19 protein-coding genes are annotated in these 15,326 nt (G+C 32.9%); 18 read left to right on the top strand and 1 reads right to left on the bottom strand.

Features of this window, described 5'->3' with window-relative positions; all coding sequences use genetic code 11:
- Window positions 1–315 precede the first annotated feature (315 nt).
- From ATE49_RS04295 to ATE49_RS04280, 4 genes are all read left to right on the top strand, one after another.
- Complete coding sequence (locus ATE49_RS04295; protein WP_024564629.1) at window positions 316–594, top strand: co-chaperone GroES; 279 nt, start codon at window positions 316–318, stop codon at window positions 592–594.
- A gap of 115 nt (window positions 595–709) precedes the next feature.
- Window positions 710–2,335 (top strand): chaperonin GroEL, encoded by a 1,626-nt coding sequence (groL, locus tag ATE49_RS04290; protein WP_024568375.1) that lies wholly within the window; start codon window positions 710–712, stop codon window positions 2,333–2,335.
- 327 nt (window positions 2,336–2,662) lie between these two features.
- Window positions 2,663–3,721, top strand: coding sequence for a DUF262 domain-containing protein (locus ATE49_RS04285; RefSeq protein WP_065081196.1), 1,059 nt, complete (start codon window positions 2,663–2,665; stop codon window positions 3,719–3,721).
- On the top strand, window positions 3,721–4,347 hold the full coding sequence (locus ATE49_RS04280; RefSeq protein ID WP_065081195.1) for a hypothetical protein: 627 nt from the start codon (window positions 3,721–3,723) through the stop codon (window positions 4,345–4,347). The genes ATE49_RS04285 and ATE49_RS04280 overlap by 1 nt, the downstream gene beginning before the upstream one ends.
- A 100-nt stretch (window positions 4,348–4,447) precedes the next feature.
- On the opposite strand, the gene ATE49_RS04275 is transcribed toward ATE49_RS04280, so the two are convergent.
- On the bottom strand, window positions 4,448–4,789 hold the full coding sequence (locus tag ATE49_RS04275) for a helix-turn-helix domain-containing protein (protein ID WP_260255550.1): 342 nt from the start codon (window positions 4,787–4,789) through the stop codon (window positions 4,448–4,450).
- A gap of 50 nt (window positions 4,790–4,839) precedes the next feature.
- Between ATE49_RS04275 and ATE49_RS04270 the strand changes: the two genes are divergently transcribed.
- The 14 genes from ATE49_RS04270 to ATE49_RS04200 all read left to right on the top strand — a co-directional run bounded on the left by ATE49_RS04270 (window position 4,840) and on the right by ATE49_RS04200 (window position 15,313).
- Entirely contained in the window at window positions 4,840–5,256 is a 417-nt protein-coding gene (locus ATE49_RS04270) for a helix-turn-helix domain-containing protein (protein WP_024564633.1), read from the top strand.
- A complete protein-coding gene (locus tag ATE49_RS04265; protein ID WP_065081194.1) occupies window positions 5,253–5,831 on the top strand; it encodes a hypothetical protein in 579 nt (192 codons plus the stop codon). The genes ATE49_RS04270 and ATE49_RS04265 overlap by 4 nt, the downstream gene beginning before the upstream one ends.
- Window positions 5,832–5,892: 61 nt before the next feature.
- Entirely contained in the window at window positions 5,893–6,885 is a 993-nt protein-coding gene (locus ATE49_RS04260) for a phosphotransferase (RefSeq protein ID WP_065081193.1), read from the top strand.
- A gap of 382 nt (window positions 6,886–7,267) precedes the next feature.
- Window positions 7,268–7,822: a hypothetical protein gene (locus ATE49_RS04250; RefSeq protein WP_065081191.1), complete on the top strand. Its 555-nt coding sequence runs from the start codon at window positions 7,268–7,270 to the stop codon at window positions 7,820–7,822.
- 155 nt (window positions 7,823–7,977) lie between these two features.
- Window positions 7,978–8,544: a hypothetical protein gene (locus ATE49_RS04245; RefSeq protein ID WP_065081190.1), complete on the top strand. Its 567-nt coding sequence runs from the start codon at window positions 7,978–7,980 to the stop codon at window positions 8,542–8,544.
- 161 nt (window positions 8,545–8,705) lie between these two features.
- The gene (locus ATE49_RS04240) at window positions 8,706–9,002 is read left to right on the top strand and encodes a hypothetical protein (RefSeq protein WP_065081189.1); all 297 of its coding nucleotides are present in this window, start codon (window positions 8,706–8,708) and stop codon (window positions 9,000–9,002) included.
- Between the two features lies 1 nt (window position 9,003).
- Complete coding sequence (locus tag ATE49_RS04235; protein WP_065081188.1) at window positions 9,004–9,675, top strand: hypothetical protein; 672 nt, start codon at window positions 9,004–9,006, stop codon at window positions 9,673–9,675.
- 116 nt (window positions 9,676–9,791) lie between these two features.
- Window positions 9,792–10,676, top strand: a complete 885-nt coding sequence (locus tag ATE49_RS04230) for a GLPGLI family protein (protein ID WP_081278408.1) — start codon at window positions 9,792–9,794, stop codon at window positions 10,674–10,676.
- Window positions 10,677–10,720: 44 nt separating this feature from the next.
- Complete coding sequence (locus ATE49_RS04225; RefSeq protein ID WP_065081186.1) at window positions 10,721–11,374, top strand: DUF4919 domain-containing protein; 654 nt, start codon at window positions 10,721–10,723, stop codon at window positions 11,372–11,374.
- A gap of 199 nt (window positions 11,375–11,573) precedes the next feature.
- Entirely contained in the window at window positions 11,574–12,275 is a 702-nt protein-coding gene (locus ATE49_RS04220) for a DUF3667 domain-containing protein (protein WP_065081185.1), read from the top strand.
- A 68-nt stretch (window positions 12,276–12,343) separates the two neighbouring features.
- Entirely contained in the window at window positions 12,344–13,042 is a 699-nt protein-coding gene (locus ATE49_RS04215) for a DUF6304 family protein (protein ID WP_065081184.1), read from the top strand.
- Window positions 13,043–13,209: 167 nt separating this feature from the next.
- On the top strand, window positions 13,210–14,505 hold the full coding sequence (locus tag ATE49_RS04210; protein ID WP_059343592.1) for a hypothetical protein: 1,296 nt from the start codon (window positions 13,210–13,212) through the stop codon (window positions 14,503–14,505).
- 34 nt (window positions 14,506–14,539) lie between these two features.
- Window positions 14,540–14,938, top strand: a complete 399-nt coding sequence (locus ATE49_RS04205) for an NUDIX hydrolase (protein WP_065081183.1) — start codon at window positions 14,540–14,542, stop codon at window positions 14,936–14,938.
- A gap of 192 nt (window positions 14,939–15,130) precedes the next feature.
- On the top strand, window positions 15,131–15,313 hold the full coding sequence (locus ATE49_RS04200) for a hypothetical protein (protein ID WP_034869423.1): 183 nt from the start codon (window positions 15,131–15,133) through the stop codon (window positions 15,311–15,313).
- Window positions 15,314–15,326 lie beyond the last annotated feature (13 nt).

Here is a 15,326-nt window from a genome sequence, read left to right as displayed (position 1 = left end):
GCAATGATCTTTAAATCTTGGCTGAATGAAATGCCTTTGCGTTCGTAAAATATCCACAATTATTATATATTACTTTGCGTTCCTTGCGTTTATATTTTTTATATCCTGATGATATATTGTGAATAAATCCCCGGGCAGATTTATGCCTTTCTGGTTCGGATCTTAAAATTTCATTTTCATTTTTTCTGCCAAAATTTCTTATCCTGAAAAAAACTCTGCCAATTTTTGACCATCAACTTGCAACTTGCAACCAATAATCAACTTGGCACATTGTTGGAGAAAACTAAACCAGAAATCAAAAAAATTAAGATAATTATGTCAGTAAACTTCAAACCATTAGCAGACAGAGTTCTTGTAGAACCAATCGCTGCAGAAACTAAAACTGCTTCAGGAATCATTATCCCGGACACTGCAAAAGAAAAGCCGCAAGAAGGAACAGTTGTAGCTGTTGGAAACGGTAAAAAAGACGAGCCGTTAACTGTAAAAGTTGGAGATAAAGTACTTTACGGAAAATACTCTGGTGCTGAATTAAAACTGGAAGGAAAAGACTACTTAATCATCAGAGAAGCTGATTTATTAGGAATCATTGGATAAGCGATAAGGCTTATTGCTATTGGCTTCTGGCAGATAGCTTTTCTATATAAAAATTAATTTAAAAATAATGTTAGTGTCTAATATCTGACTTCTAACATCTAATATCTAAATAAAAATGGCAAAAGAAATTAAATTCGATATTGAATCAAGAGACGCCCTAAAAAGAGGTGTTGATGCATTAGCAAATGCAGTAAAAGTAACATTAGGTCCTAAAGGTAGAAACGTAGTAATCGAAAAATCTTTCGGTGCACCACACGTTACAAAGGACGGGGTTTCTGTAGCTAAAGAAATCGAACTTGAAGACAAAGTAGAAAACATGGGAGCGCAAATGGTAAAAGAAGTTGCTTCCAAAACTAATGATATCGCAGGTGACGGTACTACTACCGCAACTGTATTGGCACAGGCTATCGTAAGAGAAGGTCTTAAGAACGTAGCTGCTGGTGCAAACCCAATGGACTTGAAGAGAGGTATTGACAAAGCTGTTGTAGCTGTAGTTAAAAACCTACAATCTCAGTCTCAGTCTGTAGGAGATTCTTCAGAAAAAATCGAGCAGGTTGCTTCTATTTCTGCAAATAATGATGATACTATCGGTACTCTAATTGCTGAAGCTTTCGGTAAAGTAGGTAAAGAAGGGGTAATCACTGTAGAAGAAGCTAAAGGTACTGATACAACTGTAGACGTTGTAGAAGGTATGCAGTTCGACAGAGGATACCAGTCTCCTTACTTCGTAACCAACCCAGAGAAAATGGTTGCTGAGTTAGACAATCCATATATCCTTTTAGTTGAGAAAAAAATCTCTTCTATGAAAGAATTATTACCAGTTCTTGAGCCGGTTGCACAAGGTGGTAAGTCTCTATTAATTATCTCCGAAGAAGTTGAAGGTGAAGCTTTAGCGACATTAGTAGTAAACAAACTAAGAGGTTCTCTTAAGATTGCTGCTGTTAAGGCTCCAGGATTTGGTGACAGAAGAAAAGCTATGTTAGAAGATATCGCTATCCTTACAGGTGGACAGGTGATCTCTGAAGAGCAAGGCTTCACTATGGAAAACATTACTTTAGATATGTTAGGAACTGCTGAGAAAGTTTCTATCGACAAGGACAACACAACTATCGTAAACGGTGGTGGTGAAGAAGCTAAAATCAAAGGAAGAGTAGCACAGATCAAAGCTCAGATGGAGACTACTACTTCTGACTACGACAGAGAAAAACTTCAGGAAAGACTGGCTAAGTTAGCTGGTGGTGTTGCTGTACTTTATGTAGGTGCTGCTTCTGAAGTTGAGATGAAGGAGAAAAAAGACAGAGTGGACGATGCACTTCACGCAACAAGAGCTGCTGTAGAAGAAGGTATTGTTGCTGGTGGTGGTGTTGCTTTAGTTAGAGCTATCTCTTCTTTAGACAACCTTACTGGTGCTAATGCTGATGAAACTACAGGTATCAAAATCGTAAAAAGAGCGATCGAGGAGCCATTGAGACAAATCGTTGCTAACGCAGGTGGTGAAGGTTCTGTAATCGTTGCTAAAGTAGCGGAAGGTACAGGTGACTTCGGATACAATGCTAAAACTGACGAGTATGTAAACATGTTGGAAGCAGGTATCATCGACCCTACTAAAGTAACAAGAGTTGCTCTTGAAAACGCAGCTTCTGTATCAGGTATGCTTCTTACAACTGAGTGTGTAATCACTGAGGTGAAGAAAGACGAACCAGCTATGCCAATGGGTGGTGGTATGCCAGGAATGATGTAACGGTCGGCGACCGACGCAATAAATAAAAAAACCGTTCTGGAAACAGAGCGGTTTTTTTGTGCTTTTAAATAATATTTTACATAAATACGGTTTTCCGTAAGGAATCAATTTTGAAATATTATAATTTTATCTAATAATATAGTTTCGTAAATAATATTAATTACCTATTTTTATTAAACTAATACTAAAAATTCATAACCAGTGAAAACATACATAGAAATTACAAAGCACAAGATTCTTTTTTGAAAGGCAACAGTAGTATTTTAATCTGACTTGCGAATTTTTCAAATCTTCTTTAGCAAATTATAATAAACGAAAATTACTTAAATGAAAAACTTTGATAGTAGGACTTACAGTATTAACGATTTTCTAGAATGGAATGACAAAAAACAACTACAGCTATCACCAAAATTTCAAAGAAAATCAGTATGGACAGATGATGCTAGGTCATATTTATTAGACACAATAATCAGGGGCAAACCAATTCCAAAAGTTTTTATTAGACAAACTTTAAATGTTGAAACAAGACAATCAGTTAGAGAGGTTGTAGATGGTCAACAAAGGCTTAGAACAATATTATCATATATTAATGATGGATTTGTAATAAACAAAAAGCATAACGAAAAATATGGTGGTTATTATTTTAGTCAATTAGGTAATATAGATCCGGAAATACAAGCCCAAATTTTAAATTATGAATTAGCAGTAGATTTATTGGTAAATTTACCTGATAAAGAAATTCTTGATATCTTTAGTCGGTTAAATTCTTATTCTGTTACATTAAATGAACAAGAAAAAATTCATGCAAACCATTTTAGTGAATTCAAAATTCTTGTGGATAAATTAGCACATAAATATAATGATTTTTGGACTGACAGTAAACTTCTAACAAATCAAAAAATTCTGAGAATGGAAGATGCAACTTTAGTTGCAGATTTAGTAGTTGCCATGTTAGAAGGTATTCAATCAAAGAAACAGATCAAAAATTTTTATAATAAATATGAAAAATTTTTTGACTTTAATGTTTTTGAAATTGAACAAAAATTTGATACAACTATAGAGTTAATCAAAAGTGTTTTTGATGAAGGGTTAAAATCCACTGAATTTAGGCGTATTCATTTATTCTACTCTCTTTTTACTACTTTTTATTATTCTCTATTTGGATTAAAAGATATCGAAATTACTATGAATTCTATAAATCCAAACAAATACGAAAGAATAAAAATTTCATTAACAAATCTTAATGATTTGTTCAGCAAAAAAACTCTTACAGGTTTACCTGAAAATGAAATACAATTTTTAAATGATAGTAGAAGAGCTACTACAGATACAGTTGTTAGAATGAGAAGAACTGAATTTCTAATCAACAAAATAAATGATGTATAATGGCTTTAAATCAAAATTTAGCAGAATTTAGAGCTACTATAATAGAATTGAATCAACATATTCAGTTTGCACACCAAAAATATGCCAGTGGCTCTTATAAAATTGGAGTAAGTCTGAGAGAATTTATTTCAGAATCTGCTTTCCTAAAAATTTTTGTTGCGTGGGAGACATTTGTTGAAAAATGTTTTATTGATTATTTAATCAATGAGGAATCTATACTAAATCGTAGACCAGCAAAATGGGCAACTCCTATCGATTTTAATCATGCAAATCAAATAATAATTGGTAATCAAAAGCATATGGATTGGTCGAATCCAGAAACAATTAGAAAAATAAGTAAAATATTTTTTCATCAAGGCTATGTATTTGATACTGCGCTCTCCGCCATAAATACTGATTTAATGGATATGAAAGCCATAAGAAATTCTGCAGCTCATTTGTCTTCGACCACTGCAACTAAATTAGATGGCGTAGCTAAGAGAATATTAGGAACCCCAGTGGTAAATTTTACAGCTTATAAATTACTTTTTCATAATGACCCCAGAAGTACACCAACATTACAGACCGTTTTAGAAAGATATTTGAATCTTTTGGATATAGCTGCAGAAGAAATAGCAAATGGATAATCAATATATAAATCATAAAAAATACTCCACTATACAAATAACCTGACTTTGCGCAGAATGAAACTAAGTTCCGAGATTTTTAGACTTCGGAGCTTAGTTTTTATTCTATTTTAAAATCAAATAATTCTTGAGGATGAACTTCTAAGCCTTTAGCTAGTTCCTGTATTGTTGAAATTCTTAGATCAACTTTTTCTTTTTCAATTTTACTGATATTACTATGATTTACGTCACATTTCTGAGCTAACTCTCGATAGCTTAGTCTCTTCTTCTTTCTAAATTTTTCAACTCTTTTACCAAAAGCTATTCGAAATTCAATTCTAAACATATTTCCCCGCTGCGTAAGGTCTCCCAACTTTGCATTTTTAAATAAAACAAAATCCGAAGTCTTACACTTCGAATTCTTTATAATCACACCCCATCTAAAATACCCAAAACCTGTCATTTTTTATCCTGTAGGTTTTACTTATATTTGTTTTTATAAGCCACATAACTATGCAAAGCAAAAAAATACATCAGGGTAGAAATGTCAAGCGTTTTCGTGAAATGTTAGGCATAAAGCAGGATGCTTTGGCTTTTGATCTTGGTGAAGACTGGAATCAAAAGAAAATTTCGCTTTTGGAGCAGAAAGAAATTATTGAAGATCCTTTGCTAAAAAAGATTTCGGAAGCATTAAAAATTCCGGTGGAAGCGTTTCAGAATTTTGATGAAGAACAGGCAGTTAATATTATTGCTAATACTTTCCATGATTCTGCAGCTTATGCTTATACAGCTAATTTTAAACCTACTTTTCATCCACTTGACCAAGTAATAAAACTTCACGAAGAAAAAATTGCTTTGTACGAAAGAATGCTGAAAGAAAAAGATGAAATGATGGCCAAGTTGGAAGAGTTTATATCTAAGGATAAATGAAACAAATCTATTGGCTAATACTTTCATTTATTTTTATAGTTGGTTGTTCTCCAAATCATACAAAAGAAAAAACAGAGCTAAATAAAATACTTCATGCTGTTTTTAAATATGAGTCCAATCATAATCCTTCCAAGGAGAATATCCATTTGGTCAATCCTAAACTTCTACAATTAAAAATCTATACTCCAAGCCCAAAAGAAATTTTAGGAGAAGAGCCACCTCCCCCACCAGTTTTTAATAAAAGTATTATTCGGCTGCTTGATTTAAGAAACAGCCAATCAGCCGAAAGAAAAATAGATTCTTTAAATCTGTTAAAGCAGGGTAAATACATTTTTGATTCTATAAGAATTGATGATAAAATAAACCCGAATATAAAACTGGCCAATAAAAGCGAAGTTCATAATCCTATTAAATTATATCAATTCTCAAATCCGGTATACTTTAATGATCGTTTTGTGTATATAGAATTAGTTCATCATGATTATGGTTTTGGTACTGGCTTCGGATATCTGCTGGAAAAACAAAAAGATGGGAGTTGGATAGTAAAAGAGAGTGTCAACACTTTTATAACTTAAAAAAACATAGACCATTAGCCGTCGTTGAGCGTGAACATAACCATAGACAAATCAAGAATTAATGACAGAGAAATTTCCGGCAATAAACAGCACACTTTCCCCAAATGAACTTGGTAAGCTTATTCAACAAAAATATGGACTAAGCAACAAAACGGAATGCAGCATATTCAGAATTGCCATGAACCATTTGTATATTGTTTACGATGGTGAAAACAAATATGTTTTCAGAGTTTACACACACAATTGGCGGACAAAATTAGAAATCGAAGAAGAGTTAAGACTTTTACTTCACCTAAAAGAAACTGACCGACAAGTTGCTTTTCCGCTTGCTGACAAATCCAACCAATACATTCAGGAAATTGAAGCACCGGAAGGAACAAGGTTTGGTGTTTTATTTTCATATGCCAAAGGCACAAAGACAGCAAGATTTTCACCACAGACAAGTTTTCTTATTGGACAAGCCTTAGCAAAAGTCCATCAATCTACAGAGAATTTTGAACTCGCGAGAATCTCTTACAATACTCAGAATTTACTTGACACCCCTATTTTGAGAATAAAAAAGTTCTTCAATAATAGTAACAGTGAAGTTATTTTTTTAGAAAAACTGTCTGCATTTTTAGCGCTAAAAATCCAAGATATTGACAAACCAAAGATGAGATATGGAAGTGTCCATCTTGATGTTTGGTTCGATAATCTGCACATTGATAACGAAAAGGAAATAACATTTTTTGATTTTGACTTTTGTGGCAACGGTTACTTATGTTTTGACATTTCTTATTTCCTATTTCAGCTACTTACAACTAATTTGAACGAAGCAGAGTATCAGGAAAAAGCAGAAAGCTTTTTAAAAGGCTATGAAACTGTAACAGTAATAGGCTCTGAAGAAAAAAGATTTTTGCCTCATGCCTGTTTAGCAATTATGGTATATTACATAAGCGTCCAATGCGACAGATTTGAATATTGGACAAATATTTTCGTGAATGAAGACCATTTAAAAAGGATGGTTGGAAATCTGAAGCGATGGATTTCATACAACAAAATTGAAATTGAATAAAACAGTCAGCGGTCAGCAATCGGGGCAATATATAAAAACAGCAAATCTCGGAATTATAAATGTGCAATCTTATTTTATTATGGAATTAATTGCAAGCTTCTCCCGACAGAAAACAAGTGAAAGAATTATAAATGAATTTATTTTTCAAAATACAGGTTCCATCAGAAAGCACGGTAATGCTGAAATCCAAAAATTAATTGCCAAATATAATATTCAACAAATTGAGAAAAATAAGTACAGCTAGTATTGTATTGAGAAAATTTGGAGGGCGTACAAAATTAAAAATATCGACCGCTTTCCGATTCATTCTTTTTGTATTTTAGTTTACTTGAAAACAACCCAACAAAATAGTCCAACAAAGCCATAAACTAAAACCATATTAATGAAAGGAAAACTTAAAAACTATGCTATTCAATTTATAAAAGAAATTATTCCGGTAATTGCCGGTATTCTGATTGCACTCTTTATCGACAACTGGAATTCTGAACGAAAAGACAAAGCCTATGTTAATCAGATATTTTCAACTATAAACAGCGAATTAAATGAATCAAAAGAGGATATTAAAGATATTATCCCAAAACAAAAATCTTTAATCGATTCACTTGAATTTCATGCTAACAATAAGAATACTACCGTTCTAGACATTGTGATGAAATCAAAAGGAATTTATATCCCGCAAATTAAACTTAATGCATGGAAATCTGTTTCAGGTTCTAAAATTGATTTGATCGATTACAAGAAAATAACCGAGTTATCCTATATTGAAGAACAAAAGCAAGCACTAACTAATAAAAGTGATTTTTTAATGAACTTTCTGTATAATAATATCAACGAAGCTGATAAAAATAAGAAACAGACACTGAAAATGATTCTGATGGACATTGTTCAAACCGAGGAGTCAATACAAAAAGCCATCGAATTGTTTCAGAAAAAATAACAGAAAACATTATATTGACCTCGCAAGCGTGAGCATGATGTTCCCCTCGCTGGCGCGAGCGTTACGCTCGTGTATGAACCCTTATAAATCAGTCAGAACTTGATTTCTATCTTGCATTCATTATTTATATTTGTTTTTATAAGAGTAGCAAAACAATGTGGTTAAACAGACTTTTCAACAATAAAAAAGTAAAAGGATTAACGAAGTTCGAATATTTCGAGAAATTTCAACTTATAGAATTATTTGATTTGCTTCATCAGGCTGAAAAATTCATGAAACTCCAAAATAATTCAGATCCGGAATTCAACCAATTTAAAAATGATCTAATTGAAGAAATATATGAAATTGAATGCAATAATGTTGTAGACTTCACACGAATATGGGATTGGTTTAAACCCAATCATGAATGGAATAAAGCAACTCAGAATGAAGGCAAAAATTTAGGTAATCAAATTTTTAAAATAGCTGATTACTGGAAACGAAATCAGGATTTTTTACCAGGGACAAAACTAAATTTGAATGAAGAAAACGGAGTTGTTCTTGATGTTGAGATAAATGGAATTTTTGGAAAAATCCGATGGGACACTAATAAAGAAAATGATATTGAAGATTGGAGTGGATTACTTGGAAGTTTTTTTGATGGTGGAGGAAAAATATTAAATCAAGATTTCAAATTTAAACATATTAACGATGATGGAACTCTAAAAAATAATTGTGGATAACTTTATATCATCCCTTTTAAATCTCCCTCGCTAACGTGAGCTTCACGCTCGTGCTTGGATCCATATAAATTAGCCGGAACCAGCCATTTTTCATTGTTCAACTTTTATTTATATTTGTTTCTATAGCAAATAGGTAAAGCAAAAACAGTATACAAATTGAGATGAAACCTGCCAGAATTCAAGTTGACTTTAACGAACTTATTGAAAGCGATTTGGTTTTGCTTTCTCGGCAGGACATTAAATTGGACAATAGCGGGCAAGAAATTTTACTATTCCCGGGCAAAGAAATTGACATTTATATGGATGATACAGATGAAAATGGCGCTGTTGACAATTTAGTAGCCAGTGGAACTGTAGAGCTAAATAAGACGGGATTATTTCCGATTTGCAAATGGAATTGCAGAATTAATGCCAATGGGATTCAACATGAAAGCGAATTGAAAAATAATAAAAAGTAAATTGAAAAATCAAAGAATAACATTTATTGTCTTTTTAAGCTATCTAACATTTTCTTGCGGTCAGAAAAATGAAAAAGTCGAAAATAAAATTTCGGTTGATAATACAAATACTGAAAACTCAATTTCCACAGAAATTAAATCGACTACGAAAGAAAATGAAATGAACGATACTATAATAAAGATCGTTAAGGCTTATCAAAGGAAAGATGAAAATACCTTAAATAGCTTAATTTCCAAAGATTATGGCCTTACATTTCTGTTTGCAAGAGGCGTCGCTGATAATATCTCTATAGCAAAACAAATTTCATTCAATGAGCCTGTTCCAGAATACTTACCGTATGACACAAATTTTGAAATACAATATCTGATAAATGAAACTGGTTCTCCCATCTTTAACTGTGAAACTGAAAGCTGGAATAAGCCTTCCGGGATTTATGTTGATATGACGACCAACAACAAATTTTTATCAACAATTGCAATAAGTGAAAATAAGCTTACGGAGGAAACCATTTGGAATGAAAAAGAAATTAAGTTATTTGAAGAAATAGAGCGTAAGAGTCATAAAGTTACTTTAATTGGTAAAAATCAGGAAGCTTTTATTTTCTACATCGCCAAAATAAATAATAAATGGTATTTAACCGCAATAGATAGATTTGAAGTTTGTTCTGCCTAAAAAACACTAAAACAGGAGAATGGAAATATTATTGTGATTTTTACTAAAGATAAAAATAGGAATAGATCTAATTTTAGGGAAATATTTATCGTGTGAGCCCATAAATCTAAGAATAAATGTTATTTTTACTTTTTACACCAAACGCCATGAATAGCACCAAGAAAATCTCAATATTAATAAGTTTCTTTTTATTTGCTCTATTTTATTCTCAGACAGACAAAAAAGACAGCCTGATTGCCAGTTTCACCTATTTGGTAAAGGCAAAACTCTATAAGTCGACTCCCGATCAGGTATTCGAAGAACTTTTCTCTTTGCAGGTACTGAAGGATCGTGCATTTTTCATTAGCGAGAAATCGATGAAATATGATTCCACTTTTCAGAGTGAATTTCAAAAAGCTACTGTAGGAGGTACTACACGTATAGACTTCAGTGGAAAATCTTTTCCAAAGACAAAGTTTCCATATACTATATTACAAACCAATCAGAACAATCAGTATTTTGAAAGAGCCGGAATGTCATTACTCAGCTATAAAGAACCTGTAATCAACAACTGGAAACTTGTAGATGAGTCAAAGACTATACAGTCATTCAACTGCAGAAAAGCAGAAATCAATTACAATGGAAGAAACTGGACGGCATGGTATACTACCGATATTCCGCTTGCTTATGGTCCTTACAAATTTACCGGATTACCGGGGTTAATTATCAAAATATCCGATCAGAGTGGGGACTATGATTTTGAACTTGTAAAATCCATACCAAGCAGTCAGCTGAAAGGTAAGATGCTGGCTATTGAAAAACGCAGGTATGAAAATGCTAACATAACAACTATGTCGGGCTTGCGGGAGGCAAAAAAGAATTTCGTTAATAATATGGTTGGAACACTTCAAAGTATGGAAACAACCATAGCACCGGAATCGAGAGAAACCTTCCGGAACATTCAGCTGCAAAAACAAAAAAGTTTTAACGACGAGAATACTATTGAAAGAATTAAATCGTAGACAAGTTTAGCAAACAATTGTTAGATTCAAATTATAAAGAACCAATGAGAAAATATATCATTTCAGGTATTTTACTTCTAATTTTTCAGGTATTCCATGCACAGATAAATACGGAATTAATTAAAAAGAATGTTACCGAAAATCCTCAAGAAAATTTTTATAAACTTTTAGACATATTTAAAGTAAATCCATCTGAATTAACACAGGAACAATTAAATCAACTTTATTACGGAAGTAAATTCTTAAAACCTGATTATACAATTGGGAATTACAATAGTGAATCTGGTACATTCTGGAAACCAGCTCAAAAAAGATTATCAAAAAGTAAAGCTGAAAAAATGCTTTCTGAAGCAGAATCAAAATATTTAATTAACCCTCTCAATAAAAATCTATTGGACAATATGATAAATATTTATCGGGCACTTAATGACAATCAGAAAGAAAAATTATGCTCCAAGCAAAAGGATTTAATCATTCAGACTATAGAAAAAAGTGGAGATGGAAAAAGTGAAGAAACAGCAATTTGTGTTTTAACAGCTGGAGAAGTTTTAGAGCAGCTTGGCAATTTGATGCGATCAGGACCAATAGGAGGATTTGATCAAAAAATGAAATCACTTCCCGACGGAACTATACTAACAATTTATAAAATTGGATCCCGAGAAGTATTTGTAAAATTAGTTGGCGGAGCTTTTCTATAAAAGTTATTTCTATTAAGACTGAAACACTTATTTCCATAACTATTATGAGTCTTTTAAAATCTTAGTAAAACCGTTCTGTTTTTCAGAAATGGTTTTTGTTTTCAGAAAAATAAAATGTATTCTGCCAAAAATAACTTTCTTTGTTTCACTCGCTAATGTGTAAATTTAGCCATGATAACCATCTACACCCACAATTTATATGAAAGAAGCAAATAATGCAGATAAAAATTATCCGTTAAAGCGGATTAACTCATCATATATCATTCACGAGATACAACACCTCTTACATCTTGAAAGCGGATTCCTGTTCACCGTAAAGCAATTGCTTATTAAACCGGGAAAGCTGGTAAGAGATTTTATTTTTGAAGACAGAAGCAAAGCAACAAAACCTGTAATTTTCTTAATATTCTCTGCAGCACTATTCACACTTATATTTCATTTTTTTCATATCGAATATGAGTTCTTTTCACTGAATCAGAAAATTGGAAATATAGACCAATATCTGGAAAAAGAAAAAATTAGTAACTGGGTCAACGGTCACCTTGGTTATACCTCACTTATAATTGGATTCTTTATTGCCTTGTGGATAAAACTGTTTTTCAGAAAGCACCATTATAACATTTACGAAATTACAGTTTTGCTATGCTACTCCATTGGTCAGGCATTGTTAATTATAAGTCTGTTTGCGCTGTTCGCAGTGATATGTAAAAGCCAGACAATAATATCTGTCGGAATTCTGGCAGGCTATTTTTACATTTTCTGGTCCGTAGGTCAGTTTTTTGGTGAAACAAAACTTATAAATTATCTCAAATCCTTTATATGCTGTATTCTGGGAGCTATATCTTTCAGATTGATTCTTATATTTATTGCTTACATTTTTTACCTGGCAGGTATAAAATAACAGCTCGGAAACTTTTTATATTGGATTGTTAGTGGTCATCTTATAATATCACTGCGAATACAAAACACATGACAGAACGAAAAAAATACAACGGAACATATACTGACCACTCAGGAACAACTTCTGTAATTGTTGAGAACGATTTCAAAAATTTATATACCGAAATCGACGGTGTGAAATTTTCAGGATCTGAATTTTCCGATCAGTCTGTGGATGATAAAATAAAATATACCGGACAGCAGCTGGAAAGATTTACATGGAGCAAGGCACCTATTTACAACTCAGAAACAGTTCGAGAAGAACTTTGCAACTGTACTTTTGAAATTTTGGTTCCACAGCTGATTATAGACAAAGCTACAGATTCAGAATTTTATTCGGATCTGAAAATTGAATACACACTGGGAAATGCTGAACCAGGTGGCGGAATTGAAGATGAGAGGATCTCAATCTCTTTAACCATCGAAGGAAAGCTTTACACCGGTATTGGCGATCTAATGGAAACTGCGTTGGACGAGATCCATAGTCAATTTGGAGAAAGCTATCATTTTAAAAACTGTTATGGTTGTCTGTATAGTGATTATAGCGTTTATGGACAAAGTAGTTTTGGGACAATGCTGTGTTTTGCTGCCCAAAAAGAGAAATATAAAAAAGTGATCAATAAACAGGAATATATGGATCTTGAAACTGATGAAGCCGCCACAGTACAGGAAATATATTACTGCGATCAATATGAAGTAAGAAAAGCCGGAGCAGGTTATCGCGGCTAAGAAAAAAGATACTAACACCGGTTATTAAATAAATAAACAGTCAAAAACTGATTATTTATGCTTTTTTAAACAAAATCAACAGATTACCATACATTCTATAAACATAATCTCAATAGAATGCTTAAATTTAGGCTTTGTATGCAAATACAAGTTAAAACTAAGCCTCCATGAAAAAAGTATTTTTAGCATTTTTATTCCTCATCAAGATTCCAACAATATCTGCCCAAAAATCCGAAGCTCAGGATTTCGATCATATTTCTAATTACTTTCAGGAAATTAAAACTGCCACCCAGCAAAACACCAGATTATGGAACAAAGACCTGTATGGTGGAATTCTATTGGTAGAACCTAAAACCAGGCAATTATACAGCAACGAAGAAGATGCTAAAAACAGTTTAACAAAACAGGGCAACATATACGTTGGCAAATTACCCGACAATATTAATATGGCCAATACTTCCCTAATGTGGAATGGTAAAAACTGGGCTATGATCATGCTGCCATTGTCCGAAAATAAAAACGACCGGATAAACCTACTGGCGCACGAACTTTTCCACAAAGCTCAATCTGCATTAGGTTTCACCCAAAGTAATAAAGAAAGCAATCATTTAGATCAGAAAGACGGGAGAATATACCTTCGTTTAGAACTGGAAGCTCTTACAAAAGCTGTACTCTCTGATTCAAAAAAGGAACAAAAAGAACATCTGACCAATGCGCTTATATTCAGAAAATACAGACATACTCTTTTCCCGGAATCTTCCACTACTGAAAATCAACTGGAACTGAATGAAGGACTTGCAGAGTACACCGGATTTATGATAAGCGGAAGAAACAAAGTGCAAACAAAAGAACATTTTGTAAAGACAACCAACGCTTTTCTTAAAAATCCGACCTATGTTCGTTCATTCGCCTACAGTACCATTCCGGTTTATGGTTATTTGCTCAGTCAGAAGGATAAATACTGGAATCAAAAAATTAAAGGTAACACCAATCTTACAGATTTCTTTATTCAGGATTTCGGAATAAAAATACCCGCTCATTTAAAAGCCAGTGTTGACAAAATTGCCAACAATTATAATGGAGCAACTATTTTTTCGGAAGAAGAAATAAGAGATGAAAAAATAAAAAAACTGATCGCTGAATATAAAAGCAAATTGATTGAACAGCCACATCTTGAAATAAAATTTGAGAAAATGAATGTTTCTTTTGACCCAAGGAATATAATCCCGATTGAAGATAAAGGAACTGTTTATCCAACAATTCGGGTTACGGACAACTGGGGTATTCTGGAAGTTACTAAAGGAGCATTAATGAGCCCTAACTGGGACAAAATATCGGTAAGCTCGCCTGTAAAAATAAATGATGAACTGATTGAAGGAGAAGGCTGGACAATCAAAATCAATAAAGCTTACACCGTAAAAAAAGATGAGAAAAGCAACAATTACAATCTCACAAAAAAATAAACTCAATAAAATACAAACAACTATTTAACAGAAAATGAAAATAATTGACAAACTAGCCTGGATCGAACTAAAAGACAAATCCATTTTGTCTACCAAAAGCTTCGGAAAAAACAAATATTATCTGCCAGGTGGTAAAAGAGAAGCCGGAGAAACAGATGAGCAAGCGCTTATCCGCGAAATAAATGAAGAACTGAGTGTAACAATAGACAACAAAACACTTAATTATATCGGGACCTTCGAAGCTCAGGCACATGGACATGAAGAAGGTACAATTGTGAAAATGACTTGCTACGCTGCAGAATATTCCGGAGAATTAAAAGTAAGCTCTGAAATCGAAGAAATGAAATGGCTGAAATATTCGGACAAAGACAAGATATCTGAAGTTGACAAATTGATTTTCGATAACCTGAAAGATAAAGGTTTACTGGATTAACATAGCTTGGAATACTAAAATTGATGTCAGATTGAGCTTTTCTGAAAGAAAAGAGCGTCGAAATCCAATCAATTTCAGTATCCAGAGTTAGTCTTCGATACGATTCTTTCCAAAAATCACTCTGACTGACAATATAGTATTAAGAATTTGCTTAACTTAAATTCAGGGATAAATTAACACAATACTCAACATATGGAAAACAAAAAAGCAACAACTATTATTTTTGCCACTATAGCCATTATTCTTGGTTTTACACTCTATAAACAATTTGATTTTCAGACCTTCAAATTTGAAAAACCGGCATTGGCACCTGTTTATGCTACAACCTTTTTTGCCAGTCTTTTCTTTCTGGCAAGAAATGCGAAAAAGAAATAACAACAATAATTAT

Origin of the sequence: Elizabethkingia miricola (assembly GCF_001675285.1) — a bacterium.
GTDB lineage: Bacteria > Bacteroidota > Bacteroidia > Flavobacteriales > Weeksellaceae > Elizabethkingia > Elizabethkingia miricola.
This window is presented reverse-complemented; position numbering and strand designations above follow the sequence as displayed.